This window comes from Flavimobilis soli (genome assembly GCF_002564025.1).
Taxonomy (GTDB): domain Bacteria; phylum Actinomycetota; class Actinomycetes; order Actinomycetales; family Cellulomonadaceae; genus Flavimobilis; species Flavimobilis soli.
Window position 1 is genome coordinate 2,688,814 of the sequence record NZ_PDJH01000001.1, and the last position, 24,156, is coordinate 2,712,969.

Genomic DNA, 24,156 nt, shown 5'->3' on the forward strand with positions numbered 1-24,156 from the left:
TCTTGGACCCGATTCCGACAATGTAGTCCGACGGACGCGCGTCGGGCCGGCTACGGCTCGATCGGCCCGTGCGTCGACGCGAAAGCTTGGGAGCTCATCCTGTCCGCCCTGAACCACCTCGGTGCCACTGTGCTCGCCGCCGGCGACGGGGGCTTCCATGTCCCCACGCTCGCCGACTTCTTCCCGGGCGCCATCCTGTTCGAGGGAACGATCTTCGAGTTCAACCGGATCACCCTGGTCCGTGTGATCGCGACGCTCGTCCTCGTGACGATCTTCGCGATCGGTGCTCGCCGGGCGCGACTCGTGCCCGGGCGCTTCCAGGGTGGGCTCGAGATGATCCTGGACTTCGTCCGCGTCTCCATCGCTGAGGACATCATCGGCAAGAAGAACGCGCGCAAGCACGTTTCTCTGCTGACGATCATCTTCCTCGCGGTGTTCGCGATGAACATCACGGGCATCGTCCCCGGCCTGAACATTGCCGGGTCCTCGCTCATCGGCTTCCCGATCGTCCTCGCGCTCGTCTCGTACGTCGCGTTCATCGCCGCGGGCATCCGCAAGCAGGGCGGCCTGCACTACTTCAAGAGCTCGCTCTTCCCGTCCGGCGTGCCGTGGCCGATCTACTTCATCCTGACGCCGATCGAGATCATCTCGACGTTCATCCTGCGGCCGGCGACGCTCGCCGTCCGTCTCCTGGTGAACATGGTCGCCGGGCACCTGCTCCTCGTCCTCTGCTTCGCCGCGACGCACTACCTCTTCCTCGAGGCTGCCGGCGCGATCAAGGCGGTCGGCGCGGTCACCCTCGCCGCAGGGCTCGCCTTCACGGGCTTCGAGCTCTTCATCGCAGCGCTGCAGGCGTACATCTTCACGCTGCTCACGGCGGTCTACATCAATCTGTCCGAGGAAGCCCACTGACGGGTCCCTCGTTCCGACGGGTCGCGGACCGGCTCGTCGTCAACACCATGGGTGGGGGATCCCCCACCCACGATGGAAGGAAGCAATTCGGTGGAAATCTCGAACCTCGCTGAGATCACGGGCAACATCGCGACCGTCGGCTACGGCCTCGCGGCGCTCGGCCCGGGCATCGGCCTCGGCATCATGGTCGCCAAGACGCAGGAGGCCACGGCTCGCCAGCCTGAGGTCGCCGGCGCGCTGCGCACCAACATGTTCATCGGTCTGGCCACGATCGAGGCCCTCGGCCTCATCGGCTTCGCCGCTGGCTTCGTCTTCTGATCGTGCTCACCGCAACGATCCTGGCAGCCGAGGGCTCGGAGCAGTCGATCCTGCGCCCTGCCACGTACGACATCGTCTGGTCGGCCGTCTGCTTCGTCATCATCGCCTTCGTCCTCGGCAAGCTCGTCCTCCCGGTCTTCAACCGGATCCTCGACGAGCGCACCGAGAAGATCGAGGCCGGTCTCGCCTTCGCCGACACGGCGAAGGAGCAGGCGGAAGCTTCGGCCGCCGAGCAGGAGCGTCTGCTCCTCGAGGCGCGCACCGAGGCTGCTCGGGTGCGTGACGACGCCCGCAGCGAGGCGAACCAGATCGTCGTCGAGGCTCGTGAGAAGGCCTCGCAGGAGGCCGCGCGCCTCCTCGAGACCGCGAAGCGCCAGATCGAGGCCGAGCGTCAGGCGGCTGCCGTCTCGCTCCGCGCCGACGTCGGTGCGCTCGCGACCGAGCTCGCCTCGAAGATCGTCGGCGAGTCGCTCGACGACGTGGCGCGCCAGTCGCGTGTCGTCGACCGCTTCCTCGACGAGCTCGAGTCGTCTGCTCTGTCCGGAACCGTCAAGGAGAAGTGATGCGGGGTACCAGCCAGCGATCGCTGTCGACCGTGTGGTCGGGCTTCGAGCCCGTCCTCACCGCGGCCGGCGACGATGCGAGCGTGATCGGGGAGCAGCTGTTCGCCGTCCTCGACGCGCTCGACTCCTCGAAGGCGCTCGTCCGCGCCCTCGCTGACCCGGCACGTCCGGGGGACAGCAAGGTCGCGCTCGTCCGCCAGGTCCTCGGCAACGGCTTCGACCAGCGTGTGGTCGACGCCGTCGCGGGCCTCGTCGTGGAGCGCTGGACGGCCGACGACGACCTCGTGGAAGCCGTCGAGCACCTCGCCGTCGCCTCGCTGCTGGTCTCGGCCCGTACCCGCGGGCAGCTCCAGGTGGTCGAGGACGAGCTGTTCACGATCATGCGGTCGCTGCTCGGCTCGCGTGAGGCACGCTCGGCGCTCAGCGCGCCGGGAGTCACGACCGAGGACCGCGTGCGGCTCCTCGACTCGGTCCTCGCGGGCCGCGGTGACGAGGTGACGCAGCGGCTCGCACGCCGAGCCACGAGCCACCCCCGTGGTCGCCGCTTCGTCGCGACGCTCACGTGGTACTCGAGCATCGCCGCGGAGCTCCGCGACCGCCTGGTCGCCGTCGTGACCGCGAGCCAGCCCTTCTCGGAGGCGCAGCTCGACCGGCTCGGCCGCATCCTCGCGCAGGCGTACGGCAAGGAGGTGCAGCTCAACTTCACGGTGGACCCCGCCGTGATCGGCGGCCTGCACATCCAGGTCGGCGACGACGTCGTGGACGCGACCGTCCTGAGCAGGATGACCGACGCGCGACGCCGGATGGCGAGCTAGTCAAGGCGCCCCCGGCGCACCGATCGCACCTGCGGCCCTCACGGGTCGCGCACAGATGAACGTGAGACCGCACGGCGGTCATGACAGGAGACAAGCAATGGCTGAGCTGACGATCCGGCCCGAGGAGATCCGGGCTGCGCTGGACAGCTTCGTGAAGTCCTACGAGCCCCAGAAGACCGTGACCGAAGAGGTCGGTCGCGTCACCCTTGCGGCTGACGGCATCGCCCAGGTCGAGGGCCTGCCCGGCGTCATGGCGAACGAGCTCGTGCGGTTCGAGGACGGCACCCTGGGTCTCGCCCTCAACCTCGACGTCCGCGAGATCGGCGTCGTGATCCTCGGCGAGTTCACGGGCATCGAGGAGGGTCAGACGGTCCACCGCACGGGCGAGGTCCTCTCGGTCCCCGTCGGCGAGGGCTACCTGGGCCGCGTCGTCGACCCGCTCGGTCAGCCGATCGACGGCCTCGGCGAGATCGCGACCGAGGGCCGCCGCGCCCTCGAGCTCCAGGCGCCGGGCGTCATGGCCCGCAAGTCGGTCCACGAACCGCTGCAGACCGGCCTCAAGGCGATCGACGCGATGATCCCGATCGGTCGCGGCCAGCGTCAGCTCATCATCGGTGACCGCCAGACCGGCAAGACGGCGATCGCGATCGACACGATCATCAACCAGAAGGCCAACTGGGACTCGGGCGACCCCGACAAGCAGGTCCGCTGCATCTACGTCGCGATCGGCCAGAAGGGCTCGACGATCGCGTCGGTCCGCGGTGCGCTCGAGGACGCCGGTGCGCTCGAGTACACGACGATCGTCGCCGCCCCCGCCTCTGACCCGGCTGGCTTCAAGTACCTCGCGCCGTACACGGGCTCGGCCATCGGCCAGCACTGGATGTACCAGGGCAAGCACGTCCTCATCGTCTTCGACGACCTGTCCAAGCAGGCTGAGGCCTACCGTGCGGTGTCGCTGCTCCTGCGGCGTCCGCCGGGCCGCGAGGCCTACCCGGGTGACGTCTTCTACCTGCACTCCCGCCTGCTCGAGCGTTGCGCGAAGCTCTCGGACGAGCTCGGCGCGGGCTCGATGACCGGCCTGCCCGTCATCGAGACGAAGGCGAACGACGTCTCGGCGTACATCCCGACGAACGTCATCTCGATCACCGACGGCCAGATCTTCCTCCAGTCCGACCTCTTCAACGCTGACCAGCGTCCTGCGGTCGACGTCGGTATCTCGGTCTCGCGAGTCGGTGGCTCGGCGCAGATCAAGGCCATGAAGAAGGTCTCCGGCACGCTCAAGCTCGACCTCGCGCAGTACCGCTCGCTCGAGGCCTTCGCGATGTTCGCGTCCGACCTCGACTCGGCCTCCAAGGCGCAGCTCACTCGTGGTGCCCGCCTCATGGAGCTGCTCAAGCAGGGCCAGTACTCGCCGTACCCGGTCGAGGACCAGGTCGCGTCGATCTGGGCCGGTACCAAGGGCAAGCTGGACGACGTCCCGATCGAGGACGTCCGCCGGTTCGAGTCGGAGCTGCTCGACCACCTGCGCCGCAACACCGACGTCCTGACGACCATCGCGACCACGGGCAAGCTCGAGGGGGACACCGAGGAGGCGCTCGCCGCCGCCGTCGACACGTTCCGCTCCGGCTTCCTCAAGGCCGACGGCACCCCGCTCATCGGCCAGGCCGACGACGAGGACGAGGCGGCGCCGGTCGAGCAGGAGCAGATCGTCCGCCAGAAGAAGGCCTGAGCCGATGGCGGGTCAGCAGCGCGTCTACCGGCAGCGGATCCGGTCGACCCAGTCGCTGAAGAAGATCTTCCGCGCGATGGAGCTCATCGCAGCCTCGCGCATCGGCAAGGCACGGAACCGCGTCGCAGCAGCGACCCCGTACTCGGAGGCGCTCACGCGTGCGCTGTCCGCTGCGGCGTCGCACGCTCACGTCGACCACCCGCTCCTGACGGAGCGGACCGACACGAATCGCGTCGCCGTGCTCCTCGTCACCTCCGACCGCGGCATGGCGGGCGCCTACTCGGCGAGCGTCATCCGCGAGGCGGAGCGGCTGATCGAGCGCCTGAAGTCCGAGGGCAAGGAGGTCGACCTCTACGTCGCCGGACGCCGCGGTCTCCAGTACTTCTCGTTCCGCGGGCACGAGCTCGCGGGCGAGTGGTCCGGCGACTCCGACGCTCCGACCGTCGAGGTCGCCAACGAGATCGCCGACCGGCTCCTGGCGGCGTTCCGCGCTCCGGCCGAGGAGGGCGGCGTCGGCGAGCTGCACGTCGTGTACACGCAGTTCGTCAACATGGTCACGCAGCGTCCCCGCGTCATCCGTCTCCTGCCGCTCGAGGTCGTCGAGGGCGTCGAGGAGCCCGGCGAGCACGACGCGCTCCCGCTCTACGAGTTCGAGCCGTCCGCCGACGCGGTGCTCGACGCTCTGCTCCCGCGGTACGTGCGGCGCCGCATCTTCGCCGCGCTGCTCCAGGCGGCTGCGTCCGAGCTGGCTGCCCGCCAGCGCGCGATGCACACCGCGACCGACAACGCCGAGGACCTGATCCGGACCTACACGCGCCTCGCCAACTCGGCGCGTCAGGCCGAGATCACGCAGGAGATCTCCGAGATCGTCTCCGGCGCAGACGCACTGGCGGCCTCATGATGGCGCCGCTCACCCCCGTAGCAAGCAACGTCCCCGCCGGAGCGACCTCCGGCCTTGTGAAGCGAGGCAAGAAGTCATGACTGCCACCACTGTTGAGAACGGTGCCGCAGGCGCCAAGACGCCCGGAGTCGGTCGCGTCGCCCGTGTCATCGGCGCGGTCGTGGACATCGAGTTCCCCGCGGACCAGCTCCCGGAGATGTACAACGCGCTCCAGGTCGACATCGACCTGTCCGCGCAGGGTGAGGGCGAGAAGACCTTCACGCTGAACCTCGAGGTGGCCCAGCACCTGGGTGACTCGATGGTCCGCGCGATCGCGCTCAAGCCGACGGACGGCCTCGTCCGCGGCGCGCAGGTCCGTGACACCGGCGCCCCGATCTCCGTCCCCGTCGGCGACGTCACCAAGGGCCACGTCTTCGACGTGACCGGCGAGGTGCTCAACGCCAAGCCGGGCGAGGTCATCGAGGTCACCGAGCGCTGGCCCATCCACCGCACCGCCCCGAAGTTCGACCAGCTCGAGTCGAAGACGCAGATGTTCGAGACGGGCATCAAGTCGATCGACCTTCTCACCCCGTACGTGCAGGGTGGAAAGATCGGCCTCTTCGGTGGTGCTGGCGTCGGCAAGACGGTCCTGATCCAGGAGATGATCTACCGCGTCGCGAACAACCACAACGGTGTCTCCGTGTTCGCCGGTGTCGGCGAGCGCACGCGTGAGGGCAACGACCTCATCGACGAGATGACCGAGTCGGGCGTCATCAACCAGACCGCGCTCGTCTTCGGCCAGATGGACGAGCCGCCGGGCACGCGTCTGCGCGTCGCCCTCTCGGCCCTGACGATGGCCGAGTACTTCCGTGACGTGCAGAAGCAGGACGTGCTCCTGTTCATCGACAACATCTTCCGCTTCACGCAGGCGGGCTCCGAGGTCTCGACCCTCCTGGGTCGCATGCCCTCGGCGGTCGGCTACCAGCCGAACCTCGCCGACGAGATGGGTCAGCTCCAGGAGCGCATCACGTCGACCCGCGGCCACTCGATCACGTCGCTGCAGGCCATCTACGTGCCCGCTGACGACTACACCGACCCGGCCCCGGCCACCACGTTCGCGCACCTCGACGCGACGACCGAGCTCAGCCGTGAGATCGCCTCGCGCGGTCTCTACCCGGCCATCGACCCGCTCGCCTCGACGTCCCGCATCCTCGACCCGCGCTACGTGGGCCAGGAGCACTACGACGTCGCGACCCGCGTGAAGTCGATCCTGCAGCGCAACAAGGAGCTCCAGGACATCATCGCGATCCTCGGTGTCGACGAACTCTCGGAAGAGGACAAGACCGTCGTCGGTCGCGCCCGCCGCATCCAGCAGTTCCTCTCGCAGAACACCTACATGGCCGAGCAGTTCACGAACGTGCCCGGCTCGACCGTCCCGCTGTCGGAGACGATCGAGGCGTTCAAGAAGATCGCTGACGGCGAGTTCGACCACATGTCCGAGCAGGCGTTCTTCAACATCGGTGGCCTCGAGGACCTCGAGCGCAACTGGGCCCGGATCCAGAAGGAGTACGGCGTCTGACGCCGTACGCTGACCAGGCCGAGAGATCAGAGTAGGAGTCCCAGTGGCAGAGCTCACCGTCGACATCGTCGCGGCTGACCGGCACGTGTGGTCGGGCGAGGCGCGAAGCGTCGTCGCCCCCGCGCACGACGGCGAGGTCGGCATCCTCGCCGGGCACACGCCGCTCCTCGCGCTGCTCAAGGACGGCACCGTCCGCGTGACGCCCGCGAACGGCGCTACGGTCTCCATCGCGGTGGCCGGCGGCTTCGTCTCGGTCGACTCCGACCGGGTGACCGTCGTCGCGGACTCCGCCGAGCAGCCGGTCGCCGGCTGACGACCTGAGGCGACCACCAGGATGACGTACGTGGGTTGGATCTTCGCGATCCTTGCCGCGCTCGTCCTGGTGGTCGCCTTCTTCGTCGGGTCCCGCCAGAGGTCCCTCGGGCACCGGGTCGGGTCGTTCGAGTGCTCGGTCGTCCCCGTGGGGCCGAGCCATCCCGCGCCCGTCAAGGGGATCGCGCACTACGGCGTCGGTCGTCTCGACTGGTGGCGACGCTGGTCGCTCAGCCCGAGGCCAGCCGAGTCGTGGTCCCGCGGAGCGCTCGAGGTCGTCTCGCGTGACCTTGTCGAGGGCGACGACGAGCAGTACGTCGTCCGCTGCAGCTATCAGGGCGACGAGCTCGTCCTCATCATGTCCGTCCAGGCCTACGCAGGCCTCACGTCGTGGCTCGAGTCGGCGCCGCCGAGCTCCCACGGCGCCGTCGCCTAGCGCGGCACCAACCCTCCAGGTAGGCAGCTCTCGTGAGACTGGTGATCGCCGAGTGCTCGGCTCACTACACGGGCCGGCTCTCGGCTCACCTCCCGCTCGCCCGACGGCTCATCGTCGTCAAGGCTGACGGGAGCGTCCTGCTCCACTCGGACGGTGGCTCGTACAAGCCCTTGAACTGGATGAGCCCGCCCTGCGCGATGGCCGTCCGCCCGGCCGACGAGGCCGAGGCCGAGTCCGGGGTCACCGAGATCTGGACGGTCCAGCACGCGAAGAGCGACGACCGTCTCGAGATCGAGCTCCACGAGGTCTTCCACGACAGCGAGCACGTGCTCGGCATCGACCCCGGCCTCATCAAGGACGGCGTCGAGGCTCACCTCCAGGCGATGCTCGCCGAGCAGATCGAGATCCTCGGCGCGGGGCACACGCTCGTGCGCCGCGAGTACATGACGGCGATCGGGCCGGTCGACATCCTCGCCCGCGACCCGCAGGGCGCTGCTGTCGCGGTAGAGATCAAGCGCCGCGCGGAGATCGACGGGGTCGAGCAGCTCACGCGCTACCTCGACCTGCTCAACCGCGACCCGCTCCTGGCTCCCGTGCAGGGCGTCCTCGCCGCCCAGGAGATCAAGCCGCAGGCCCGCGTCCTCGCGGAGGACCGGGGCATCCGATGCGTCGTTCTCGACTACGACGCGATGCGCGGCGTGGACGACGTGGACTCGCGCCTCTTCTGAGCCGCGCTGCGCTCGGGGGCCGCGGCCGCCGTCGCGCGCGGTCGTGACCACATCTTGACCTTCTTAGGTTGACTTACCCGCCGCCGGGCCTTGATACTCACTATCGAAGCGCTTCACGGAAGCGCTTCGATAGCGCAGGCCGTCAGCTCCGACGGCGGCGGGCGACGGAGCCTGAGGAGACCGACATGGTGACGACGACGGACGCAGCGATGCTTGCGTACGCGTCCCTCCGCGCCGCCTCCGGCGAGCTGCGCGCGGCCCGCACGGGCCCCCCCGCCGCATGTACCACGACCCGCGTCGCGCACCCGGCCCTCGCGATCGTGACCACGAGCGCGACCCCGTCGGTCGCCGCGGTGCCTGCACGCACCTGGTGCGACGGGTCCCACGAGCGCCGTGCTGCCGCCAGCAGCGCGCCGTCAGCGCGGGGACGCTGAAGCCGAGCGGCGCGCGCCCGCGGCGCCGCACAAGGATGTCCATCCATCTCGAAGAGGAGAGAACGATGAAGAAGCTCAACCGACGCGCAGGGCTGGTCGCAGCCCTCGTCGCGGTGCCCCTGGCGCTGACCGCCTGCTCGGGCGGCGGCTCCGACGAGGCCGCGAGCGGTGACGGCTCGCTGACGATCTGGCACTACGAGTCCGACGCCTCCGCGATGGGGCAGGCGTGGGCGAAGGCGATCGAGATCTTCAAGGCCGAGCACCCCGGCGTGGAGGTCAAGGTCGAGAACCAGACGTTCGAGGCCATCCAGAAGAACGCCAAGATCGTGCTCACCGGCAACGACGTCCCCGACGTCATGGAGTACAACAAGGGCAACGCGACCGCCGGGCAGCTCGCCTCGCAGGGCCTGCTCACGTCGCTCACCGAGGACGCCGAGGAGCTCGGCTGGGGCGACAAGCTCGCCTCGTCGCTGCAGACCACCGCCCGGTACGACGAGCGCGGCCTCATGGGCGGCGGCGAGTGGTACGGCGTGCCGAACTACGGTGAGTACGTGTCGGTCTTCTACAACAAGGACATGTTCGCCGAGCACGGCCTCGAGGTCCCGACGACGCTCGCCGAGCTCGAGTCGGTCATGGACACGTTCGTCGAGGCGGGCATCACGCCGCTCGCGGAGGCCGGGGCCGAGTACCCGCTCGGACAGCTCTGGTACAACCTCGTGCTCGCGAACGCCGACCGCCAGTTCGTCAACGACTACCAGCTCTTCCAGAACGACGTCGACTTCCACGGCCCCGCCATGCAGGCCGGGACGGAGAAGCTCGACGCGTGGATCAAGGCGGGCTACGTGGCCGATGACGTCGCGGGCCTGACCGCCGAGGACATGGGCACCGCCTTCATCTCCGGCAAGTACCCGATGATGGTCTCCGGCTCGTGGTGGTTCGGCCGCCTCGTCGAGGAGATCCAGTACGACTGGGGCCAGTTCCTCTTCCCGGGCAACTCCCTGCACACCGGGTCGTCCGGCAACCTCTGGGTCGTCCCGGAGAACGCGAAGAACAAGGACCTCGCGGTCGACTTCATCGACATCACGCTGCGCCCCGAGGTGCAGAACATTCTCGGTGAGAAGGGCGGCCTCCCGGTCGCTGGCGACCCGGCGGCGATCAGCGACCCGAAGACGCAGGAGTTCACGAAGGCCTTCGCGGACATCAACGCCACCGACGGCCTCGCGTTCTACCCCGACTGGCCCGTCGCCGGCTACTACGACCAGATCGTCAGCGCGCTCCAGTCGCTCGCGAACCAGTCCAAGTCCCCGACCGAGGTCCTCGACCAGCTCAGGGCCCCGTACGTCGAGGGCAAGGCAGACCTGCTCGAGGGCTGAGGCCCCGAGCGTCACACTCCGTCGGTCGCCTGCCCATCCCCCTGCGGGCAGGCGGCCGACGGGCCGAACGGCCACCGAGAGAAGAGAACGATGCCAGCTCCTACTTCCGCCGCGGGCACGCGCGAGGCTCAGCAGGACGTCCCCGTCCGGCGGCCGCGCCGCTCCTGGCGGCCGTCGCCGTACTGGTGGTACCTGCTGCCGGGCGGCATCGGCTTCGCCGCGATCATCGGCGTGCCGTTCGTGCTGAACATCTGGTACTCCCTGCACCGCTGGAAGGGTGGCAACGCCCCCAAGCGGTTCGTCGGGCTCGAGAACTACCAGAACCTCATGCAGGACGAGCAGTTCTGGCTCTCCTTCCAGAACTCCGTGTCGATGATCGTCGCGATGGTGATCGTCCCGACCCTCATCGGCCTCGTGCTCGCCGCGGTGCTGTTCGACTATGTCGGCAAGCACTTCGGCTCGCGCACGGCGTCATTCCTCCGCGCGACCTACTACCTGCCGCAGATCCTCCCGGTGTCCGTCGCGGGCATCTTGTGGAACTGGGTGCTCAACTCCCAGACGGGCGCGGTCAACGAGATCCTCCGGGGTCTCGGCGTGGACAGCCCGCCGAACTGGCTGGGCGACCCGGGCACGGCCATGCCGTCCGTGATGCTCGTCCTGATCTGGATGCAGATCGGCTACCCGACGGTCATCTTCATGTCGGCGCTGCAGCGCGTCGACCCTGAGCTGTACGAAGCGGCGGAGCTCGACGGCGCGGGCTGGTGGCGCCGGTTCCGCGCGATCACGCTCCCGCAGATCAAGCCTGAGACGTTCGTCGTCTCGCTCACGTGCACGATCGCGGCGCTCAAGGTGTTCGCGCCGATCTACGTCCTGACGCGTGGCGGGCCCGAGGCCTCGACGCTCGTGCCGTCGTATTACTCGTTCCTCAACTTCTTCGACAAGTCGAAGGTGGGCTACGGCTCGGCGATCGCGACGGTCCTCACGGTGGTCATCATCGTCGTCGCCCTCGTCATCCAGCTCTTCCAGAACCTGAGCGCCAAGCGTGAAGAGGAGGGCCGCTGACATGGCCACCGTGACCACCGCGCCGAGGACGGCGACCCCCACCGCGAGCCCGGGACGGACCAAGCGCCGCACCCGGACGGTCGGGCAGTGGGTCGTCCTCGCCGTGACCGTGATCGTCGGCGTGCTGATGCTCGCGCCGTTCGTCATCATGCTGCTCAACGCCTTCAAGTCGCCGGCGGACTACTCCGCGAACGGCCCGCTGACGCTGCCCGAGTCGTTGTACTTCGACGGTCTCGGCACGTTCTGGGAGCGTGTGGGCTTCGAGACGAAGCTCTGGAACTCCGTGTGGACGTCGGCGCTCGTCGCGCTGTTCGCCGTCGTCGTCTCGCTCCTCAACGCGTACGCCCTCGGCGTGGGGCGGGTGCGCGGCCGGCTGTGGATCGTCGCGCTCTTCCTGCTGGCGAACATGCTGCCGCAGGAGATGCTCGTCTACCCGCTGTTCACGATGATGCAGAGCATCGGGCTGAACAACTCGCCGTGGTCCATCGTGCTGATCTTCACGGTCATCCAGGCGGCGTTCGGGACCTACCTGCTCGCGTCCGTGCTCGGTTCGTTCCCGCCGGCGCTGCTCGAGGCGGCCGCGCTCGACGGCGCGGGCCGCTGGCGGATGCTGTGGAGCATCGTCTACCCGGTCGTGCGTCCGACGATGAGCGTCCTGCTGATCTTCTTCTTCATCTGGACGTGGAACGAGTTCTTCATCCCGCTCGTCATGCTCACGACGAACGACACGCAGACAGTGCCGATCGCCCTCGCGTCGCTCCAGGGCGATCGCATGCTCGACGTGCCGACGCTCAACGCGGGCACGCTCGTCTCGCTCGTCCCGACCCTGGTGTTCTTCCTCCTGTTCCAGCGCACGCTGACGCGGGGGGTCACCGCGGGCGCGGTCAAGTAACCGCCCCCCCACGGCGTCGCTCCCTTCCCCCGTGGGGCGATGCCGTGTCCCGCCAGGTCGCGGGCGTGTCTCGGTGGGTCCTACGGGACCTGGCCCGCGGACGCGAGACGATAGGCGCATGGCCGAGAACGAGCTCAGCGGGTGGGCGTCGCGTGGACGCGTGGTGATGGACGAGGGCGTCCTGGAGGACGCCGTCGTCGTGGTCGAGGGCGACACGATCGCTCTCGTCGCGCCGTGCGAGGAGGCACGCGCCTCGGCGTGGTCGACGCTCGTCGTGGACCTTGCGCCGACGGACGACGTGCTCGTCCCTGGGTTGATCGACCTGCACTGCCACGGTGGCGGGGGCTCGAGCTTCCCGGACTCGCCCGACGTCGCGACGGCCGCCGTCGCGGCGCGCGAGCACCTGCGCGCGGGGACGACGTCGCTCGTCGCGTCCCTCGTGACGGCGTCGCGCGAGACGCTCCTCGAGCGCACCGCCGTGCTCGCGGACCTCGCGGACGCGGGGGAGATCGCGGGCATCCACCTCGAGGGGCCGTTCCTGTCGGCCGACCGGTGCGGTGCGCAGGACCCGACGCTCATGCAGGTGCCCGACCCTGACCTCGTGCGCGAGGTCGCGCGCGTCGCGCGCGGCCACCTCGTGACGATGACGGTCGCGCCCGAGGTGCCCGGCGTGGCAGGTCCTGCCGGTGTCGCGGACGCCCTTGCCGAGGTGGGCGCGCTGCCGTCCTTCGGTCACACGGACGCGGCGGCGGGGGAGATGCGGGCGGCCCTCGAGGAGTCGTTCGTCCGCCTCGGGGCTGACGGCGTGCGCTCGCGCCGCCCGACGGTCACGCACCTGTTCAACGGCATGCGCCCGCTCGCGCACCGGGAGGCCGGGCCGGTCCCGGACTGCCTCGCGGCGGCCGCGCGCGGCCGCGCGGTCGTCGAGCTCGTCGCCGACGGTACGCACGTGCACCCGGCGCTCGTGCGGGACGTCTTCGACATGGTGGGTGCGGGCAACGTCGCGCTCGTGACGGACGCGATGGCGGCCGCAGGCATGCCCGACGGCGCGTACCGGCTCGGCTCGCAGGACGTGACGGTCGTGGACGGGGTGGCCCGCCTGACGCACGGCGGGTCGATCGCGGGCGGCACCGCGCACCTGGCCGAGGTGCTACGGGTGACGGTCGAGGGCGGCGTGCCGCTCGTGGACGCCGTCCGCGCGGTGACGTCGACGCCTGCTGCGGTGCTGGGGCGCTCCGACCTGGGCCGGCTCGCGGCGGGGGCGCGTGCGGACGTCCTGGTGCTGGGTCCGGACCTCTCGGTGCGTCGGGTGGCGCGCGCGGGGGCGTGGGTGGCCTAGGGCCAGGCGCCTGGTCGTCGGGCCCGGTGGTCGGGGCTGGTCGTCGCCGTCCGGTGGGCTGCGCGACGGCGCTCGTCGGTCGCGCTTGACGGCGCGCCGGTCGTGTGTGCGATAGTTGGTCATCGAAGCGCTTCACCAAGCGTTCACCCAGTCCAGCGCCACCCGGCGCGCCCCGCGCACACCGCGCACGACGACGAGGTCAGGGATCCATGGCGACGATGCAGGACGTAGCCCGGCACGCAGGCGTGTCGCTGAGCACGGTCTCCTACGTGATCAACAAGACGCGACCCATCTCGGACGCGACGCGCGCCCGCGTCGAGGCCGCGATGATCGAGCTCGGCTACCGCCGCAACGCCGCCGCACGCTCGCTCGCGAGCAAGCGCAGCCGCACGATCGCCCTCGTCCTCCCGTCGACCGAGAACGCGCTCGGCGGCACCCTCTCCGAGATCGTCACGCAGGCCGCCCGCGCGGCCCGCGCCCGCGACAACCACGTCGCCGTCTGGCCCGGCCTCGGCACCGAGGAGCAGGACGCCGCCGAGATCCAGGACCTCGTGCTCGGCGGCGCCGTCGACGGCGTGGTGTTCCTCGAGGTTTCGCTCGACGACGCGCGCGTCGCGACGCTCGAGAAGGTCGACGTGCCGTTCGTGACGCTCGGCCGCCCCGCCCGCACCGAAGGCCGCGCGTGCGTCGACATCGACTTCGACGCGGCGGTCGACGAGGCCGTCGCGCTCCTCGCCGCTGAGGGGCACCGACAGATCGGGTTCGTCAACCATTCCGAGGCGAGCCAGCGGCGGGGGTATGGGCCGAGCGTCCGCGCCGAGGCTGCGTTCGCCACCGCGACCCGCGCGCACGGCGTCGTCGGCACGCACGTGTGGGCCGACGAGGACGCCGCGGGCGGGCGCGGTGCGCTCGACGCGCTGCTCGGTGCGGCACCCGCACCGACCGCCGTCGTCCTCATGAACGAGACCGCCGGCTTCGGTCTGCTCGCGCAGGCACGTCGCCGCGGGGTCGACGTCCCCGGAGACCTGTCCGTCCTCGCGATCGCGACCTCCCGCGGCGTCGGCGCTCTCGCCGAGCCCCAGCTCACCTCCCTCGAGGTCCCCGCCGAGCGCCTCGCGCGGCACGCCGTCGAGACGCTGCTGGACCTCGTCGAGGGCGGCGAGGCCCCGACCGAGCCCATCCTCGTGCCGTGCGCGCTCGCGCCCGGCGACTCCGTCGCGCCTCCGCGCGACCGCTGAACCACGGGCCCTGAGCCCGCCACGAGACACCCGGCAAGGAGTGCCATGAAGTTCACCGACGGCTACTGGTGCGTCCGCGAGGGCATGCACCCGCAGTTCGCAGCCCAGGCCTACGACGTCTGGCCCGGCGAGCGGAGCCTCACGGTCTACGCACCGACCAAGCGGATCGAGGGGCGTGGCGACGCGCTCAACCGCACCCTCCTCACGCTCGAGTACTCGGCGCCTATCGAGGACGTCGTGCGGGTGCGCATCACGCACCACGCGGGCGCGCGCGACGATGGCCCGCACTTCCAGGTCGCCGAGGACGAGGACTTCGCCCCGACGGTCGAGGTCACCGACGAGGCCGGGGTGCTGACCTCGGGCGCGCTGAGCGTCCGCGTCCACCGCGGCGACACGTGGCGCGTCGACTTCGAGGCGGACGGCCGCGTCCTGACGAGCTCGCTGCCGAAGTCCGTCGGCGTCGTGACCGACGACGAGGGGCGCACGTACACGCACGAGCAGCTCTCGCTGTCCGTCGGCGAGCACGTCTACGGCCTGGGCGAGCGCTTCGGGCCGGTCGTCAAGAACGGCCAGACGGTCGACGTCTGGCAGGCCGACGGCGGCACGTCGTCCGAGCAGGCCTACAAGAACGTGCCGTTCTACCTCACGGACCGCGGCTACGGCGTCTTCGTCAACCAGCCCGAGCTCGTGTCGTTCGAGGTCGGCTCCGAGGTCGTCTCGCGGACGCAGTTCAGCGTCGAGTCGCAGTCCCTCGAGTACTTCGTGATCTACGGCGCGACGCCCAAGGCGATCCTCGAGCGCTACACCGCGCTCACGGGGCGCCCGGCGCGCGTGCCCGACTGGTCGTACGGCCTGTGGCTGTCGACGTCGTTCACGACCGACTACGACGAGGCCACGGTCACGAGCTTCATCGACGGGATGGCCGAGCGCGACCTGCCGCTGAGCGTCTTCCACTTCGACTGCCACTGGATGCGCGAGTTCAACTGGTGCGACTTCGAGTGGGACCCGCGCACCTTCCCGGAGCCTGAGGCGATGCTCGAGCGACTCAAGGCGAAGGGCCTGCGCATCTGCGCCTGGATCAACCCGTACATCGCGCAGCGGTCGCCGCTGTTCGCCGAGGGGGCCGAGAAGGGCTACCTCGTCAAGCGCCCGGACGGCTCGGTGTGGCAGTGGGACCTGTGGCAGGCCGGCATGGGCCTCGTCGACTTCACCAACCCGGACGCGACCGAGTGGTACACGAGCAAGCTCTCCCGGCTTCTCGACCAGGGTGTCGACGCGTTCAAGACGGACTTCGGCGAGCGCATCCCGACGGACGTCGTCTGGCACGACGGTTCCGACCCGGCGCGCATGCACAACTACTACACGCAGGCCTACAACAAGGCGGTCTTCGACCTTCTCGAGGAGCGCCGCGGTGAGGGCGAGGCGGTGCTGTTCGCCCGGTCCGCGACGGCGGGCGGTCAGCAGTTCCCGGTGCACTGGGGCGGTGACTGCTTCTCGACCTTCGAGGCGATGGGGGAGTCGCTGCGCGGTGGTCTGTCGCTCGCGTTCTCGGGCTTCGGCTACTGGAGCCACGACATCGGAGGCTTCGAGGGCACGCCTGACCCGGCGGTGTTCAAGCGGTGGCTCGCGTTCGGGCTGCTGTCGTCGCACTCGCGGCTGCACGGCTCGTCGTCGTACCGCGTGCCGTGGGCTTTCGACGACGAGGCTGTCGACGTCACGCGCCTGTTCACGCGGCTCAAGCTCTCGCTCATGCCGTACCTCGCGGGCGCGGCCCGCGACGCGTACGGGGCCGGCACGCCGATGGCGCGCCCGATGCTGCTCGAGTTCCCCGAGGACCCGAGCGTCGCGACGATCGAGACGCAGTACATGCTGGGCGAGTCGCTGCTCGTGGCGCCGGTGTTCACGGCGGACGGCACGGTGACGTACTACGTGCCGGAGGGCACGTGGACGCACCTGCTCGACGGCCACCAGCTGACGGGGCCGCGGTGGGTCACGGAGCAGTACGGCTTCGACTCGCTGCCCCTGCTCGTGCGCCCGGGCACGGTGCTGCCGGTCGGCGCCGGGACGCATTCCCCCGAGTACGACTGGGCGGACGGCGTCACGCTGCGCCTGTTCGAGCTGCCTGACGGCTACGCGGGCACGACGGCGGTGCCCGCGGCCCAGGCGGTCGGCGGCCCGGACACGCTGTTCGACGTCGTGCGCGAGGGCGCGCAGGTGCGCGTCACGTCCGCGTCGACGAAGCCGTGGCGCGTGCAGGTGGGCGACCGCGTGGTCGAGGGTGGCCCGTCGGGCGCCGTGATCGACCTGTAGGACGCCGGGGCCTGGCTCCCTCGTCCCTCACCGTCGTCGCGGCCCCTGCGGGGGGCCGCGACGACGGTCGGCTCGACTGCACCACCGTCCACCCATCTCGAATCGTTTCGAGATGATCCCTTGAAAGGTCTCGTGGGGTGTGAGAGCGTTCCCACGGACATATTTCCGACACCCGTCCCAGAAAGCAGAGACGATGGCCGACACCACCGCCCGCACGTTCCCCGAGGACTTCGTCTGGGGCGCCGCGACCGCCTCCTACCAGATCGAGGGAGCCGCCGACGAGGGCGGCCGCACCCCGTCGATCTGGGACACGTTCTCCCGCACCCCCGGCAAGGTCCTCAACGGCGAGACCGGCGACGTCGCCGACGACCACTACCACCGCTGGGCCGAAGACCTCGAGCACATCAAGAACCTCGGCCTCGACGCCTACCGCTTCTCGATCTCCTGGTCGCGCGTCCAGCCGCACGGCTCCGGCCCGCTCAACCCCGAGGGCGTCGCGTTCTACTCGAACCTCGTCGACGCGCTCCTCGAGGCGGGCATCAAGCCCGTCGCGACGCTCTACCACTGGGACCTCCCGCAGGAGCTCGAGGACGCCGGCGGCTGGCCCGCGCGCGAGACCGCCGAGCGGTTCGGCGAGTACGCACGCCTCATGGCCGAGACGCTCGGTGACCGCGTCCACACGTGGACGACCCTCAACGAGCCGTGGTGCTCCGCCTTCCTCGGCTACGGCTCGGGCGCCCACGCCCCGGGTCGCAAGGAGGGCCCGGCCGCGCTCGCCGCCGCGCACCACCTCAACCTCGGTCACGGCCTCGCCGCCCGCGCGATCCGCTCGGTCCTCGGCGACGACGCGCGCGTCTCGATCACGCTCAACATCCACGTCGTGCGCCCGCACGACACACAGTCGGCTGCCGACCGCGAGGCCGCGCGCCGCATCGACGCCGTCGGCAACGGCGTCTTCCTCGGGCCGCTCCTCGAGGGCGCGTACCCGGAGAACCTGCTCGCCGACACCGCGAGCCTCACCGACTGGTCCTTCGTCCAGGACGGCGACCTCGAGACCATCCACGTCCCGCTGACCAACCTCGGCGTGAACTACTACGACACCAACATCGTCAAGGCGTTCGACGGCGAGGGCACGCCCGAGATGGCCGACGGCCACAAGGTCACCGACGCGACGCCGTGGACCGGCTGCGAGGACGTCGAGTTCCCGGCGAAGCCCGGCCCGCACACCGCCATGGGCTGGGGCATCGACCCGACCGGCATGACCGAGCTCCTGGCGCGGCTCACGGACCGGTACCCGGGCCTGCCGCTCGTCATCACCGAGAACGGCGCGGCCTTCGCCGACACGGTCTCCGAGGACGGCCGGGTGCACGACGACATGCGCGTCGCGTACCTCCACGACCACATCGACGCCGTCGGACAGGCGATGGACGCGGGTGCCGACGTGCGCGGCTACTTCGCGTGGTCGCTCCTCGACAACTTCGAGTGGGCCTGGGGCTACGACCGTCGCTTCGGCATCATCCGGGTCGACTACGACACGCTCGAGCGCACCTGGAAGGACTCGGCCTTCTGGTACCGCACGCTCGTGACGACGAAGCAGCTCCCGCCCGTCGCGCCGATCGACTACGCCGGCCGCTGAGCCCGACGCGAGAGGGCCGCACCCCGGACGGGGGTACGGCCCTCTCGCGCGTCGTGGTGCGCCCACGGCCGTCAGCCGGCCGTCACTCCCGCGCTGCGAGCCCGGCGAGCCACTCGAGCTGACGGGCCTCCTGGAAGCCGCCGCCACCCTCGTGCTCGTTGTGCGGGTACACCTCCATCGTGCGGTCGCTCGCGCCCAGCGAGCCGGGCCGCCCGTAGTGGTTGTACGCCGCGTACACGGTCGATGGCGGGCAGATCGGGTCCCGCAGCGCGACCGACGCGAGGAGCGGGGCGGCCGCGCGGCGAGCGTGGTTGACGGCGTCGATGTAGGAGAGCGTCCGGAAGGCGGTCTCCTCGAGGTGGCGGTTGACCGACAGGAACTTCGTGATCTCGTGGTAGGGGCTCGAGTCGACGAGCCCGACGGCGCGCCTGATGTGGCACAGGAACGGCACGTCGGCCATGACCGCCCACAGGTCGGGCACGAGGCCTGCGACGGCGAGGGCCGTGCCCCCGCCCTGGCTGCCGCCGGTCACGGCGACGCGCGCGGCGTCGACCTCGGGGAAGGTGCGGACGGCGTCGACCGCGCGCACGGCGTCCGTGAACATGCGCCGGTAGTAGTGGTCGTGCGGGTCCGTGATGCCCTGCGTCATGACGCCAGGGTGGGACGGCCCGGTGCCGACCGGGTCGGGTGTCTGCCCGCCGTCGCCCCACGTGCCGCCCTGGCCGCGCGTGTCCATGAACAGGTACGCGTAGCCGGCTGCCGCCCACAGGAGACGCTGGTGCGGCAGGCCGCGGCCGCCGCCGTAGCCGTTGTAGTGGACGACGGCGGGCAGCGGGCCGCTGCGCCCGCGGGGTACTGTGAGCCACGCCTTGACGGGGTGACCGTCGAAACCCGGGAACGTCACGTCGAAGACGTCGACGAGCGCGAGCGGGGTGTCGACCGGTGTGCGGTGGACGGGGGTGTCGTGGGCGCGGGCGGACTCGATCGTCTCGCGCCAGAACGCGTCGAAGTCGTCGGGCTCGGCCACGTCGGGCCGGTACGAGACGAGCTCGTCGAGGGGCAGGTCGTAGAGCGGCATCGCTCTCCTCGTTCGTCGTGCGGGTGGGTGGCGGTCAGGGCCGGGCGTCGTCGCTCGACACCACCGCGGTCCACGATATGACCCTCGTGCGCGCCGACGGCGACGACGCGACGGCAGCTCGTCCACCGGTTGTGGACGACCGTCGTCCACGGGTGTCAGAGGGTCCGGGGAGACTGGGGGAGACGGTTCGGGGACGGCGCGCGTGGCCTGTGACCGCAGTTCCAGGCGCGCGCGGCGGTGTCGCTGTCGGAGCCGTCCGGGACGCCCTCGCGGGTGTCCTGGACGGCGGTCCACAGGGTTTGCACACGGTTGTCCACGGGCCCCGAGTGATGGGATGACATCCGTGTCATTCACAACACCTAGGGGTGGTGGCTTTGCTCGACCCCTAGGTGTAGTGTTGATGCAGTCAGGTCGACGCGAGGACCACAAGCCCGCCGCAGCACGACCGGCCTGAACCACACGAACGTAATAACACCGCTGGTATGCGGGCCAATCCGACCCGAGGGGACACGTGACATGAGCATCACCGTCTACAGCAAGCCGGCCTGCGTGCAGTGCGACGCCACCTACCGCGCGCTCGACAAGCGCGGCTTGGAGTACACGGTCGTCGACATCAGCCAGGACGCCGAGGCGCTCGACATGGTCCGCTCGCTCGGCTACATGCAGGCCCCCGTCGTCGTCGCCGGCGACACCCACTGGTCGGGCTTCCGCCCCGACCAGATCGCGGCGCTCGCCGCTGAGAAGGCCACTGCCGTCGCCTGACCCTGTCGACGTGCCCGGCCCCCGGCCGGGCACGGCGTCGCGGACGCCACCCGACCGTCAGGCGCCACAACGCCGTCGAGCCAGTCGGTCGGGACGCTCGCTCGTCCCGACGCACAGGAGGGGAGCAGCGTGTCCTCGCTCGTGTACTTCTCCAGCGCGTCGGAGAACACCCACCGGTTCGTCGAGAAGCTCGGCCTCCCGGCGCAGCGCATCCCGCTGTTCCCCCGGGAGGAGCCGCTCCAGGTCGACGAGCCGTACGTCCTGATGGTCCCGACGTACGGCGGCGGGAAGGACTCCGGCGCCGTACCCAAGCAGGTCGTGAGGTTCCTCAACGACCCGCACAACAGGAAGCTCCTGCGCGGCGTGATCGCCGCAGGGAACACCAACTTCGGCGACGCGTACTGCATCGCCGGTCCGATCATCTCCGCCAAGTGCGACGTCCCGTACCTGTACGGGTTCGAGCTCTTGGGCACCACTGAGGACGTCACGCGCGTCCGCGAAGGATTGAGGCAGTTTTGGCTACGACAGTCACGGATCTCGGCATGACCGTCCCGGCGGCCCACGACGACGAGCTCGACTACCACGCGCTCAATGCGATGCTGAACCTGTACGGCCCGAACGGAGAGATCCAGTTCGACAAGGACCGTGAGGCGGCGCGCGCGTACTTCCTGCAGCACGTCAACCAGAACACCGTCTTCTTCCACAACCTGCGCGAGCGTCTCGACTACCTGGTCGAGCACGAGTACTACGAGAAGGCCGTCCTCGACCAGTACTCGTTCGAGTTCGTCTCCGCGCTCAACGACCGTGCGTACGCCAAGAAGTTCCGCTTCGAGACGTTCCTCGGCGCGTTCAAGTACTACACGTCGTACACGCTCAAGACGTTCGACGGGAAGCGCTACCTCGAGCGCTTCGAGGACCGCGTCGTCATGACCGCGCTCATGCTGGCCCAGGGCGACGAGGCCCTCGCCGAGAGCCTCGTCGACGAGATCCTCGCGGGCCGCTTCCAGCCGGCCACGCCGACCTTCCTCAACGCCGGCAAGGCGCAGCGCGGCGAGCTCGTCAGCTGCTTCCTGCTGCGCATCGAGGACAACATGGAGTCGATCGCCCGCGCGATCAACTCCTCGCTGCAGCTCTCGAAGCGCGGCGGCGGTGTCGCGCTCCTTCTCTCGAACATCCGCGAGGCCGGCGCGCCGATCAAGCAGATCCAGAACCAGTCCTCGGGCATCATCCCCGTGATGAAGCTCCTCGAGGACTCCTTCTCCTATGCGAACCAGCTCGGTGCGCGCCAGGGTGCGGGAGCGGTGTACCTCTCGGCGCACCACCCGGACATCATGAAGTTCCTCGACACCAAGCGCGAGAACGCCGACGAGAAGATCCGCATCAAGACGCTGTCCCTCGGCGTCGTCATCCCCGACATCACGTTCGAGCTCGCCCGCAAGAACGAGTCGATGTACCTGTTCTCGCCGTACGACGTCGAGCGCGTGTACGGCGTGCCGTTCGCGGACATCTCGATCACCGAGAAGTACCACGAGATGGTCGAGGACTCGCGGATCCGCAAGACGAAGCTCAACGCGCGCGAGTTCTTCCAGACGATCGCCGAGATCCAGTTCGAGTCGGGCTACCCGTACATCGTGTTCGAGGACACCGTGAACCGGGCCAACCCGATCAAGGGCCGGATCAACATGTCGAACCTGTGCTCGGAGATCCTCCAGGTCAACACCCCGACCACGTACAACGAGGACCTGTCCTACGACGTCATCGGCAAGGACATCTCCTGCAACCTCGGCTCGCTCAACATCGCCAAGGTCATGGACTCCCCGGACTTCGGACGCACGATCGAGACGGCGATCCGCGGCCTGACGTCGGTCTCCGACCAGAGCCACATCAGCTCGGTCCGTTCCGTCGAGGACGGCAACGACAAGTCGCACGCGATCGGCCTCGGCCAGATGAACCTCCACGGGTACCTCGCCCGTGAGCGGGTCTTCTACGGCTCCGAGGAAGGCATCGACTTCACCAACATCTACTTCATGACGGTGCTGTTCCACGCGCTGCGCGCCTCGAACAAGATCGCGATCGAGCGTGGCACGACGTTCGAGGGCTTCGCGGACTCGAAGTACGCGAGCGGCGAGTTCTTCGACAAGTACACCGAGCAGGAGTGGGTGCCGGTCACCGAGCGCGGCCGCGAGCTGTTCGAGAAGGCCGGCGTCGCGATCCCGACGCAGGACGACTGGCGCGCGCTCAAGGCTTCCGTCATGGAGCACGGCATCTACAACCAGAACCTGCAGGCTGTGCCGCCGACCGGTTCGATCTCCTACATCAACAACGCGACGTCCTCGATCCACCCGATCGCGTCGAAGATCGAGATCCGCAAGGAGGGCAAGATCGGGCGCGTCTACTACCCGGCTCCCTACATGACGAACGACAACCTGGAGTACTACCAGGACTCGTACGAGATCGGCTACGAGAAGATCATCGACACGTACGCCGCGGCGACGCAGCACGTGGACCAGGGCCTGTCCCTGACGCTCTTCTTCAAGGACACCGCCACGACGCGCGACATCAACAAGGCGCAGATCTACGCGTGGCGCAAGGGGATCAAGACCATCTACTACATCCGGCTGCGCCAGCTGGCGCTCGAGGGGACCGAGGTCGAGGGCTGCGTCTCCTGCATGCTCTGACCTGAGAACGCCAGCCCCGCACACACTGCCCGAACGAACGAGGAACGCATGTCACCCAGCCCGAAGATCAAGCTGATCGACCGTGTCACGGCGATCAACTGGAACCGCATCGAGGACGAGAAGGATCTCGAGGTCTGGGACCGGCTCGTCGGCAACTTCTGGCTGCCGGAGAAGGTCCCGCTGTCCAACGACATCCAGTCGTGGGCGACGCTCACCGACGCTGAGAAGACCCTGACGACGCGCGTGTTCACGGGGCTCACGCTCCTCGACACGATCCAGGGCACGGTCGGCGCGGTGAGCCTGATCCCGGACGCGCTGACCCCGCACGAGGAGGCCGTCTACACGAACATCGCGTTCATGGAGTCGGTCCACGCGAAGAGCTACTCCTCGATCTTCTCGACGCTCATCTCGAGCCAGGAGATCGACGAGGCGTTCCGATGGTCCGAGGAGAACCCGAACCTCCAGCGCAAGGCCGAGATCGTCCTCGAGTACTACCGCGGCGACTCTCCGCTCAAGCGCAAGGTCGCCTCGACGATGCTCGAGTCGTTCCTGTTCTACTCGGGCTTCTACCTCCCGATGTACTGGTCGAGCCGCGCCAAGCTCACCAACACGGCAGACCTGATCCGCCTGATCATCCGTGACGAGGCGGTGCACGGCTACTACATCGGCTACAAGTTCCAGAAGGGTCTCGAGCAGCTCACGCAGGCCGAGCGCGACGAGATGAAGGCCTACACGTTCGAGCTGCTCTTCGAGCTCTACGAGAACGAGGTGCAGTACACGCAGGACCTGTACGACGGCGTCGGCCTGACCGAGGACGTCAAGAAGTTCCTGCGCTACAACGCCAACAAGGCCCTCATGAACCTCGGCTACGAGGGGCTGTTCCCCAAGGACGAGACGAACGTCAACCCGGCGATCCTCTCGGCCCTGTCGCCCAACGCCGACGAGAACCACGACTTCTTCAGCGGGTCCGGCTCGTCGTACGTGATCGGCAAGGCCGTCAACACGGAGGACGAGGACTGGGACTTCTGATCCCGGCCGCCTGACGAACGCGAGAGCGCCGCACCCCTCGGGTGCGGCGCTCT

23 protein-coding genes are annotated in these 24,156 nt (G+C 69.2%); 22 read left to right on the forward strand and 1 reads right to left on the reverse strand.

Annotated elements, in window-relative coordinates; all coding sequences use genetic code 11:
* Positions 1-129: 129 nt before the first annotated feature.
* The 18 genes from atpB (at position 130) to ATL41_RS12195 (ending at position 18,556) form a co-directional block, all read left to right on the forward strand.
* A complete protein-coding gene (atpB, locus tag ATL41_RS12110) occupies positions 130-912 on the forward strand; it encodes a F0F1 ATP synthase subunit A (RefSeq protein WP_245854826.1) in 783 nt (260 codons plus the stop codon).
* A 96-nt stretch (positions 913-1,008) separates the two neighbouring features.
* Complete coding sequence (atpE, locus tag ATL41_RS12115) at positions 1,009-1,230, forward strand: ATP synthase F0 subunit C (RefSeq protein ID WP_425432686.1); 222 nt, start codon at positions 1,009-1,011, stop codon at positions 1,228-1,230.
* A 2-nt stretch (positions 1,231-1,232) separates the two neighbouring features.
* A complete protein-coding gene (locus tag ATL41_RS12120) occupies positions 1,233-1,793 on the forward strand; it encodes a F0F1 ATP synthase subunit B (RefSeq protein ID WP_245854830.1) in 561 nt (186 codons plus the stop codon).
* A complete protein-coding gene (locus ATL41_RS12125) occupies positions 1,793-2,608 on the forward strand; it encodes a F0F1 ATP synthase subunit delta (RefSeq protein WP_098458699.1) in 816 nt (271 codons plus the stop codon). The genes ATL41_RS12120 and ATL41_RS12125 overlap by 1 nt, the downstream gene beginning before the upstream one ends.
* Before the next feature lie 97 nt (positions 2,609-2,705).
* Complete coding sequence (gene atpA / locus ATL41_RS12130) at positions 2,706-4,337, forward strand: F0F1 ATP synthase subunit alpha (RefSeq protein WP_098458700.1); 1,632 nt, start codon at positions 2,706-2,708, stop codon at positions 4,335-4,337.
* A 4-nt stretch (positions 4,338-4,341) separates the two neighbouring features.
* Positions 4,342-5,238: a F0F1 ATP synthase subunit gamma gene (locus ATL41_RS12135; protein WP_098458701.1), complete on the forward strand. Its 897-nt coding sequence runs from the start codon at positions 4,342-4,344 to the stop codon at positions 5,236-5,238.
* Between the two features lie 76 nt (positions 5,239-5,314).
* Positions 5,315-6,796, forward strand: a complete 1,482-nt coding sequence (atpD, locus tag ATL41_RS12140) for a F0F1 ATP synthase subunit beta (RefSeq protein WP_098458702.1) — start codon at positions 5,315-5,317, stop codon at positions 6,794-6,796.
* A gap of 43 nt (positions 6,797-6,839) precedes the next feature.
* Positions 6,840-7,109: a F0F1 ATP synthase subunit epsilon gene (locus ATL41_RS12145; protein ID WP_098458703.1), complete on the forward strand. Its 270-nt coding sequence runs from the start codon at positions 6,840-6,842 to the stop codon at positions 7,107-7,109.
* Between the two features lie 21 nt (positions 7,110-7,130).
* Positions 7,131-7,544, forward strand: a complete 414-nt coding sequence (locus ATL41_RS12150; RefSeq protein ID WP_098458704.1) for a DUF2550 domain-containing protein — start codon at positions 7,131-7,133, stop codon at positions 7,542-7,544.
* 32 nt (positions 7,545-7,576) lie between these two features.
* Positions 7,577-8,272, forward strand: coding sequence for an endonuclease NucS (nucS, locus tag ATL41_RS12155; protein WP_098458705.1), 696 nt, complete (start codon positions 7,577-7,579; stop codon positions 8,270-8,272).
* A gap of 185 nt (positions 8,273-8,457) precedes the next feature.
* The gene (locus ATL41_RS12160) at positions 8,458-8,706 is read left to right on the forward strand and encodes a hypothetical protein (protein WP_098458706.1); all 249 of its coding nucleotides are present in this window, start codon (positions 8,458-8,460) and stop codon (positions 8,704-8,706) included.
* A gap of 65 nt (positions 8,707-8,771) precedes the next feature.
* Complete coding sequence (locus ATL41_RS12165; RefSeq protein ID WP_098458707.1) at positions 8,772-10,079, forward strand: ABC transporter substrate-binding protein; 1,308 nt, start codon at positions 8,772-8,774, stop codon at positions 10,077-10,079.
* Between the two features lie 90 nt (positions 10,080-10,169).
* Positions 10,170-11,141: a carbohydrate ABC transporter permease gene (locus ATL41_RS12170; RefSeq protein WP_098458708.1), complete on the forward strand. Its 972-nt coding sequence runs from the start codon at positions 10,170-10,172 to the stop codon at positions 11,139-11,141.
* Between the two features lies 1 nt (position 11,142).
* Positions 11,143-12,033: a carbohydrate ABC transporter permease gene (locus ATL41_RS12175; protein WP_098458709.1), complete on the forward strand. Its 891-nt coding sequence runs from the start codon at positions 11,143-11,145 to the stop codon at positions 12,031-12,033.
* 118 nt (positions 12,034-12,151) lie between these two features.
* A complete protein-coding gene (locus ATL41_RS12180) occupies positions 12,152-13,372 on the forward strand; it encodes an N-acetylglucosamine-6-phosphate deacetylase (RefSeq protein ID WP_098458710.1) in 1,221 nt (406 codons plus the stop codon).
* A gap of 209 nt (positions 13,373-13,581) precedes the next feature.
* Positions 13,582-14,610 carry a LacI family DNA-binding transcriptional regulator gene (locus ATL41_RS12185; protein WP_098458711.1) on the forward strand — a complete coding sequence of 343 codons (1,029 nt, stop codon included), beginning with the start codon at positions 13,582-13,584 and terminating at the stop codon, positions 14,608-14,610.
* Positions 14,611-14,655: 45 nt separating this feature from the next.
* Positions 14,656-16,920, forward strand: a complete 2,265-nt coding sequence (gene yicI, locus ATL41_RS12190) for an alpha-xylosidase (protein WP_098458712.1) — start codon at positions 14,656-14,658, stop codon at positions 16,918-16,920.
* Positions 16,921-17,113: 193 nt separating this feature from the next.
* Positions 17,114-18,556: a GH1 family beta-glucosidase gene (locus tag ATL41_RS12195; RefSeq protein WP_098458713.1), complete on the forward strand. Its 1,443-nt coding sequence runs from the start codon at positions 17,114-17,116 to the stop codon at positions 18,554-18,556.
* A gap of 82 nt (positions 18,557-18,638) precedes the next feature.
* Here the strand turns inward: ATL41_RS12195 and ATL41_RS12200 are convergent, their stop codons facing one another.
* The gene (locus ATL41_RS12200) at positions 18,639-19,634 is read right to left on the reverse strand and encodes an acetylxylan esterase (RefSeq protein WP_098458714.1); all 996 of its coding nucleotides are present in this window, start codon (positions 19,632-19,634) and stop codon (positions 18,639-18,641) included.
* 516 nt (positions 19,635-20,150) lie between these two features.
* Between ATL41_RS12200 and nrdH the strand changes: the two genes are divergently transcribed.
* The 4 genes from nrdH to nrdF all read left to right on the forward strand — a co-directional run bounded on the left by nrdH (position 20,151) and on the right by nrdF (position 24,103).
* Positions 20,151-20,396, forward strand: a complete 246-nt coding sequence (gene nrdH / locus ATL41_RS12205; RefSeq protein ID WP_098458715.1) for a glutaredoxin-like protein NrdH — start codon at positions 20,151-20,153, stop codon at positions 20,394-20,396.
* Positions 20,397-20,525: 129 nt separating this feature from the next.
* Positions 20,526-20,942 carry a class Ib ribonucleoside-diphosphate reductase assembly flavoprotein NrdI gene (gene nrdI, locus ATL41_RS12210; RefSeq protein ID WP_098458716.1) on the forward strand — a complete coding sequence of 139 codons (417 nt, stop codon included), beginning with the start codon at positions 20,526-20,528 and terminating at the stop codon, positions 20,940-20,942.
* A complete protein-coding gene (gene nrdE, locus ATL41_RS12215; RefSeq protein WP_098458717.1) occupies positions 20,939-23,074 on the forward strand; it encodes a class 1b ribonucleoside-diphosphate reductase subunit alpha in 2,136 nt (711 codons plus the stop codon). Before nrdI ends, nrdE begins: the two co-directional genes overlap by 4 nt.
* A gap of 48 nt (positions 23,075-23,122) precedes the next feature.
* The gene (nrdF, locus tag ATL41_RS12220; protein ID WP_098458718.1) at positions 23,123-24,103 is read left to right on the forward strand and encodes a class 1b ribonucleoside-diphosphate reductase subunit beta; all 981 of its coding nucleotides are present in this window, start codon (positions 23,123-23,125) and stop codon (positions 24,101-24,103) included.
* Positions 24,104-24,156: the final 53 nt, after the last annotated feature.

Coding starts and splice junctions, on each gene's coding strand:
- ATL41_RS12125 (WP_098458699.1), top strand. CDS start 1,793: ATGCGGGGTACCAGCCAGCGATCGCTGTCGACCGTGTGGTCGGGCTTC.
- atpA (WP_098458700.1), top strand. CDS start 2,706: ATGGCTGAGCTGACGATCCGGCCCGAGGAGATCCGGGCTGCGCTGGAC.
- ATL41_RS12135 (WP_098458701.1), top strand. CDS start 4,342: ATGGCGGGTCAGCAGCGCGTCTACCGGCAGCGGATCCGGTCGACCCAG.
- atpD (WP_098458702.1), top strand. CDS start 5,315: ATGACTGCCACCACTGTTGAGAACGGTGCCGCAGGCGCCAAGACGCCC.
- ATL41_RS12150 (WP_098458704.1), top strand. CDS start 7,131: ATGACGTACGTGGGTTGGATCTTCGCGATCCTTGCCGCGCTCGTCCTG.
- ATL41_RS12160 (WP_098458706.1), top strand. CDS start 8,458: ATGGTGACGACGACGGACGCAGCGATGCTTGCGTACGCGTCCCTCCGC.
- ATL41_RS12165 (WP_098458707.1), top strand. CDS start 8,772: ATGAAGAAGCTCAACCGACGCGCAGGGCTGGTCGCAGCCCTCGTCGCG.
- ATL41_RS12170 (WP_098458708.1), top strand. CDS start 10,170: ATGCCAGCTCCTACTTCCGCCGCGGGCACGCGCGAGGCTCAGCAGGAC.
- ATL41_RS12175 (WP_098458709.1), top strand. CDS start 11,143: ATGGCCACCGTGACCACCGCGCCGAGGACGGCGACCCCCACCGCGAGC.
- ATL41_RS12180 (WP_098458710.1), top strand. CDS start 12,152: ATGGCCGAGAACGAGCTCAGCGGGTGGGCGTCGCGTGGACGCGTGGTG.
- ATL41_RS12185 (WP_098458711.1), top strand. CDS start 13,582: ATGGCGACGATGCAGGACGTAGCCCGGCACGCAGGCGTGTCGCTGAGC.
- yicI (WP_098458712.1), top strand. CDS start 14,656: ATGAAGTTCACCGACGGCTACTGGTGCGTCCGCGAGGGCATGCACCCG.
- ATL41_RS12195 (WP_098458713.1), top strand. CDS start 17,114: ATGGCCGACACCACCGCCCGCACGTTCCCCGAGGACTTCGTCTGGGGC.
- ATL41_RS12200 (WP_098458714.1), bottom strand. CDS start 19,634: ATGCCGCTCTACGACCTGCCCCTCGACGAGCTCGTCTCGTACCGGCCC.
- nrdH (WP_098458715.1), top strand. CDS start 20,151: ATGAGCATCACCGTCTACAGCAAGCCGGCCTGCGTGCAGTGCGACGCC.
- nrdE (WP_098458717.1), top strand. CDS start 20,939: ATGACCGTCCCGGCGGCCCACGACGACGAGCTCGACTACCACGCGCTC.
- nrdF (WP_098458718.1), top strand. CDS start 23,123: ATGTCACCCAGCCCGAAGATCAAGCTGATCGACCGTGTCACGGCGATC.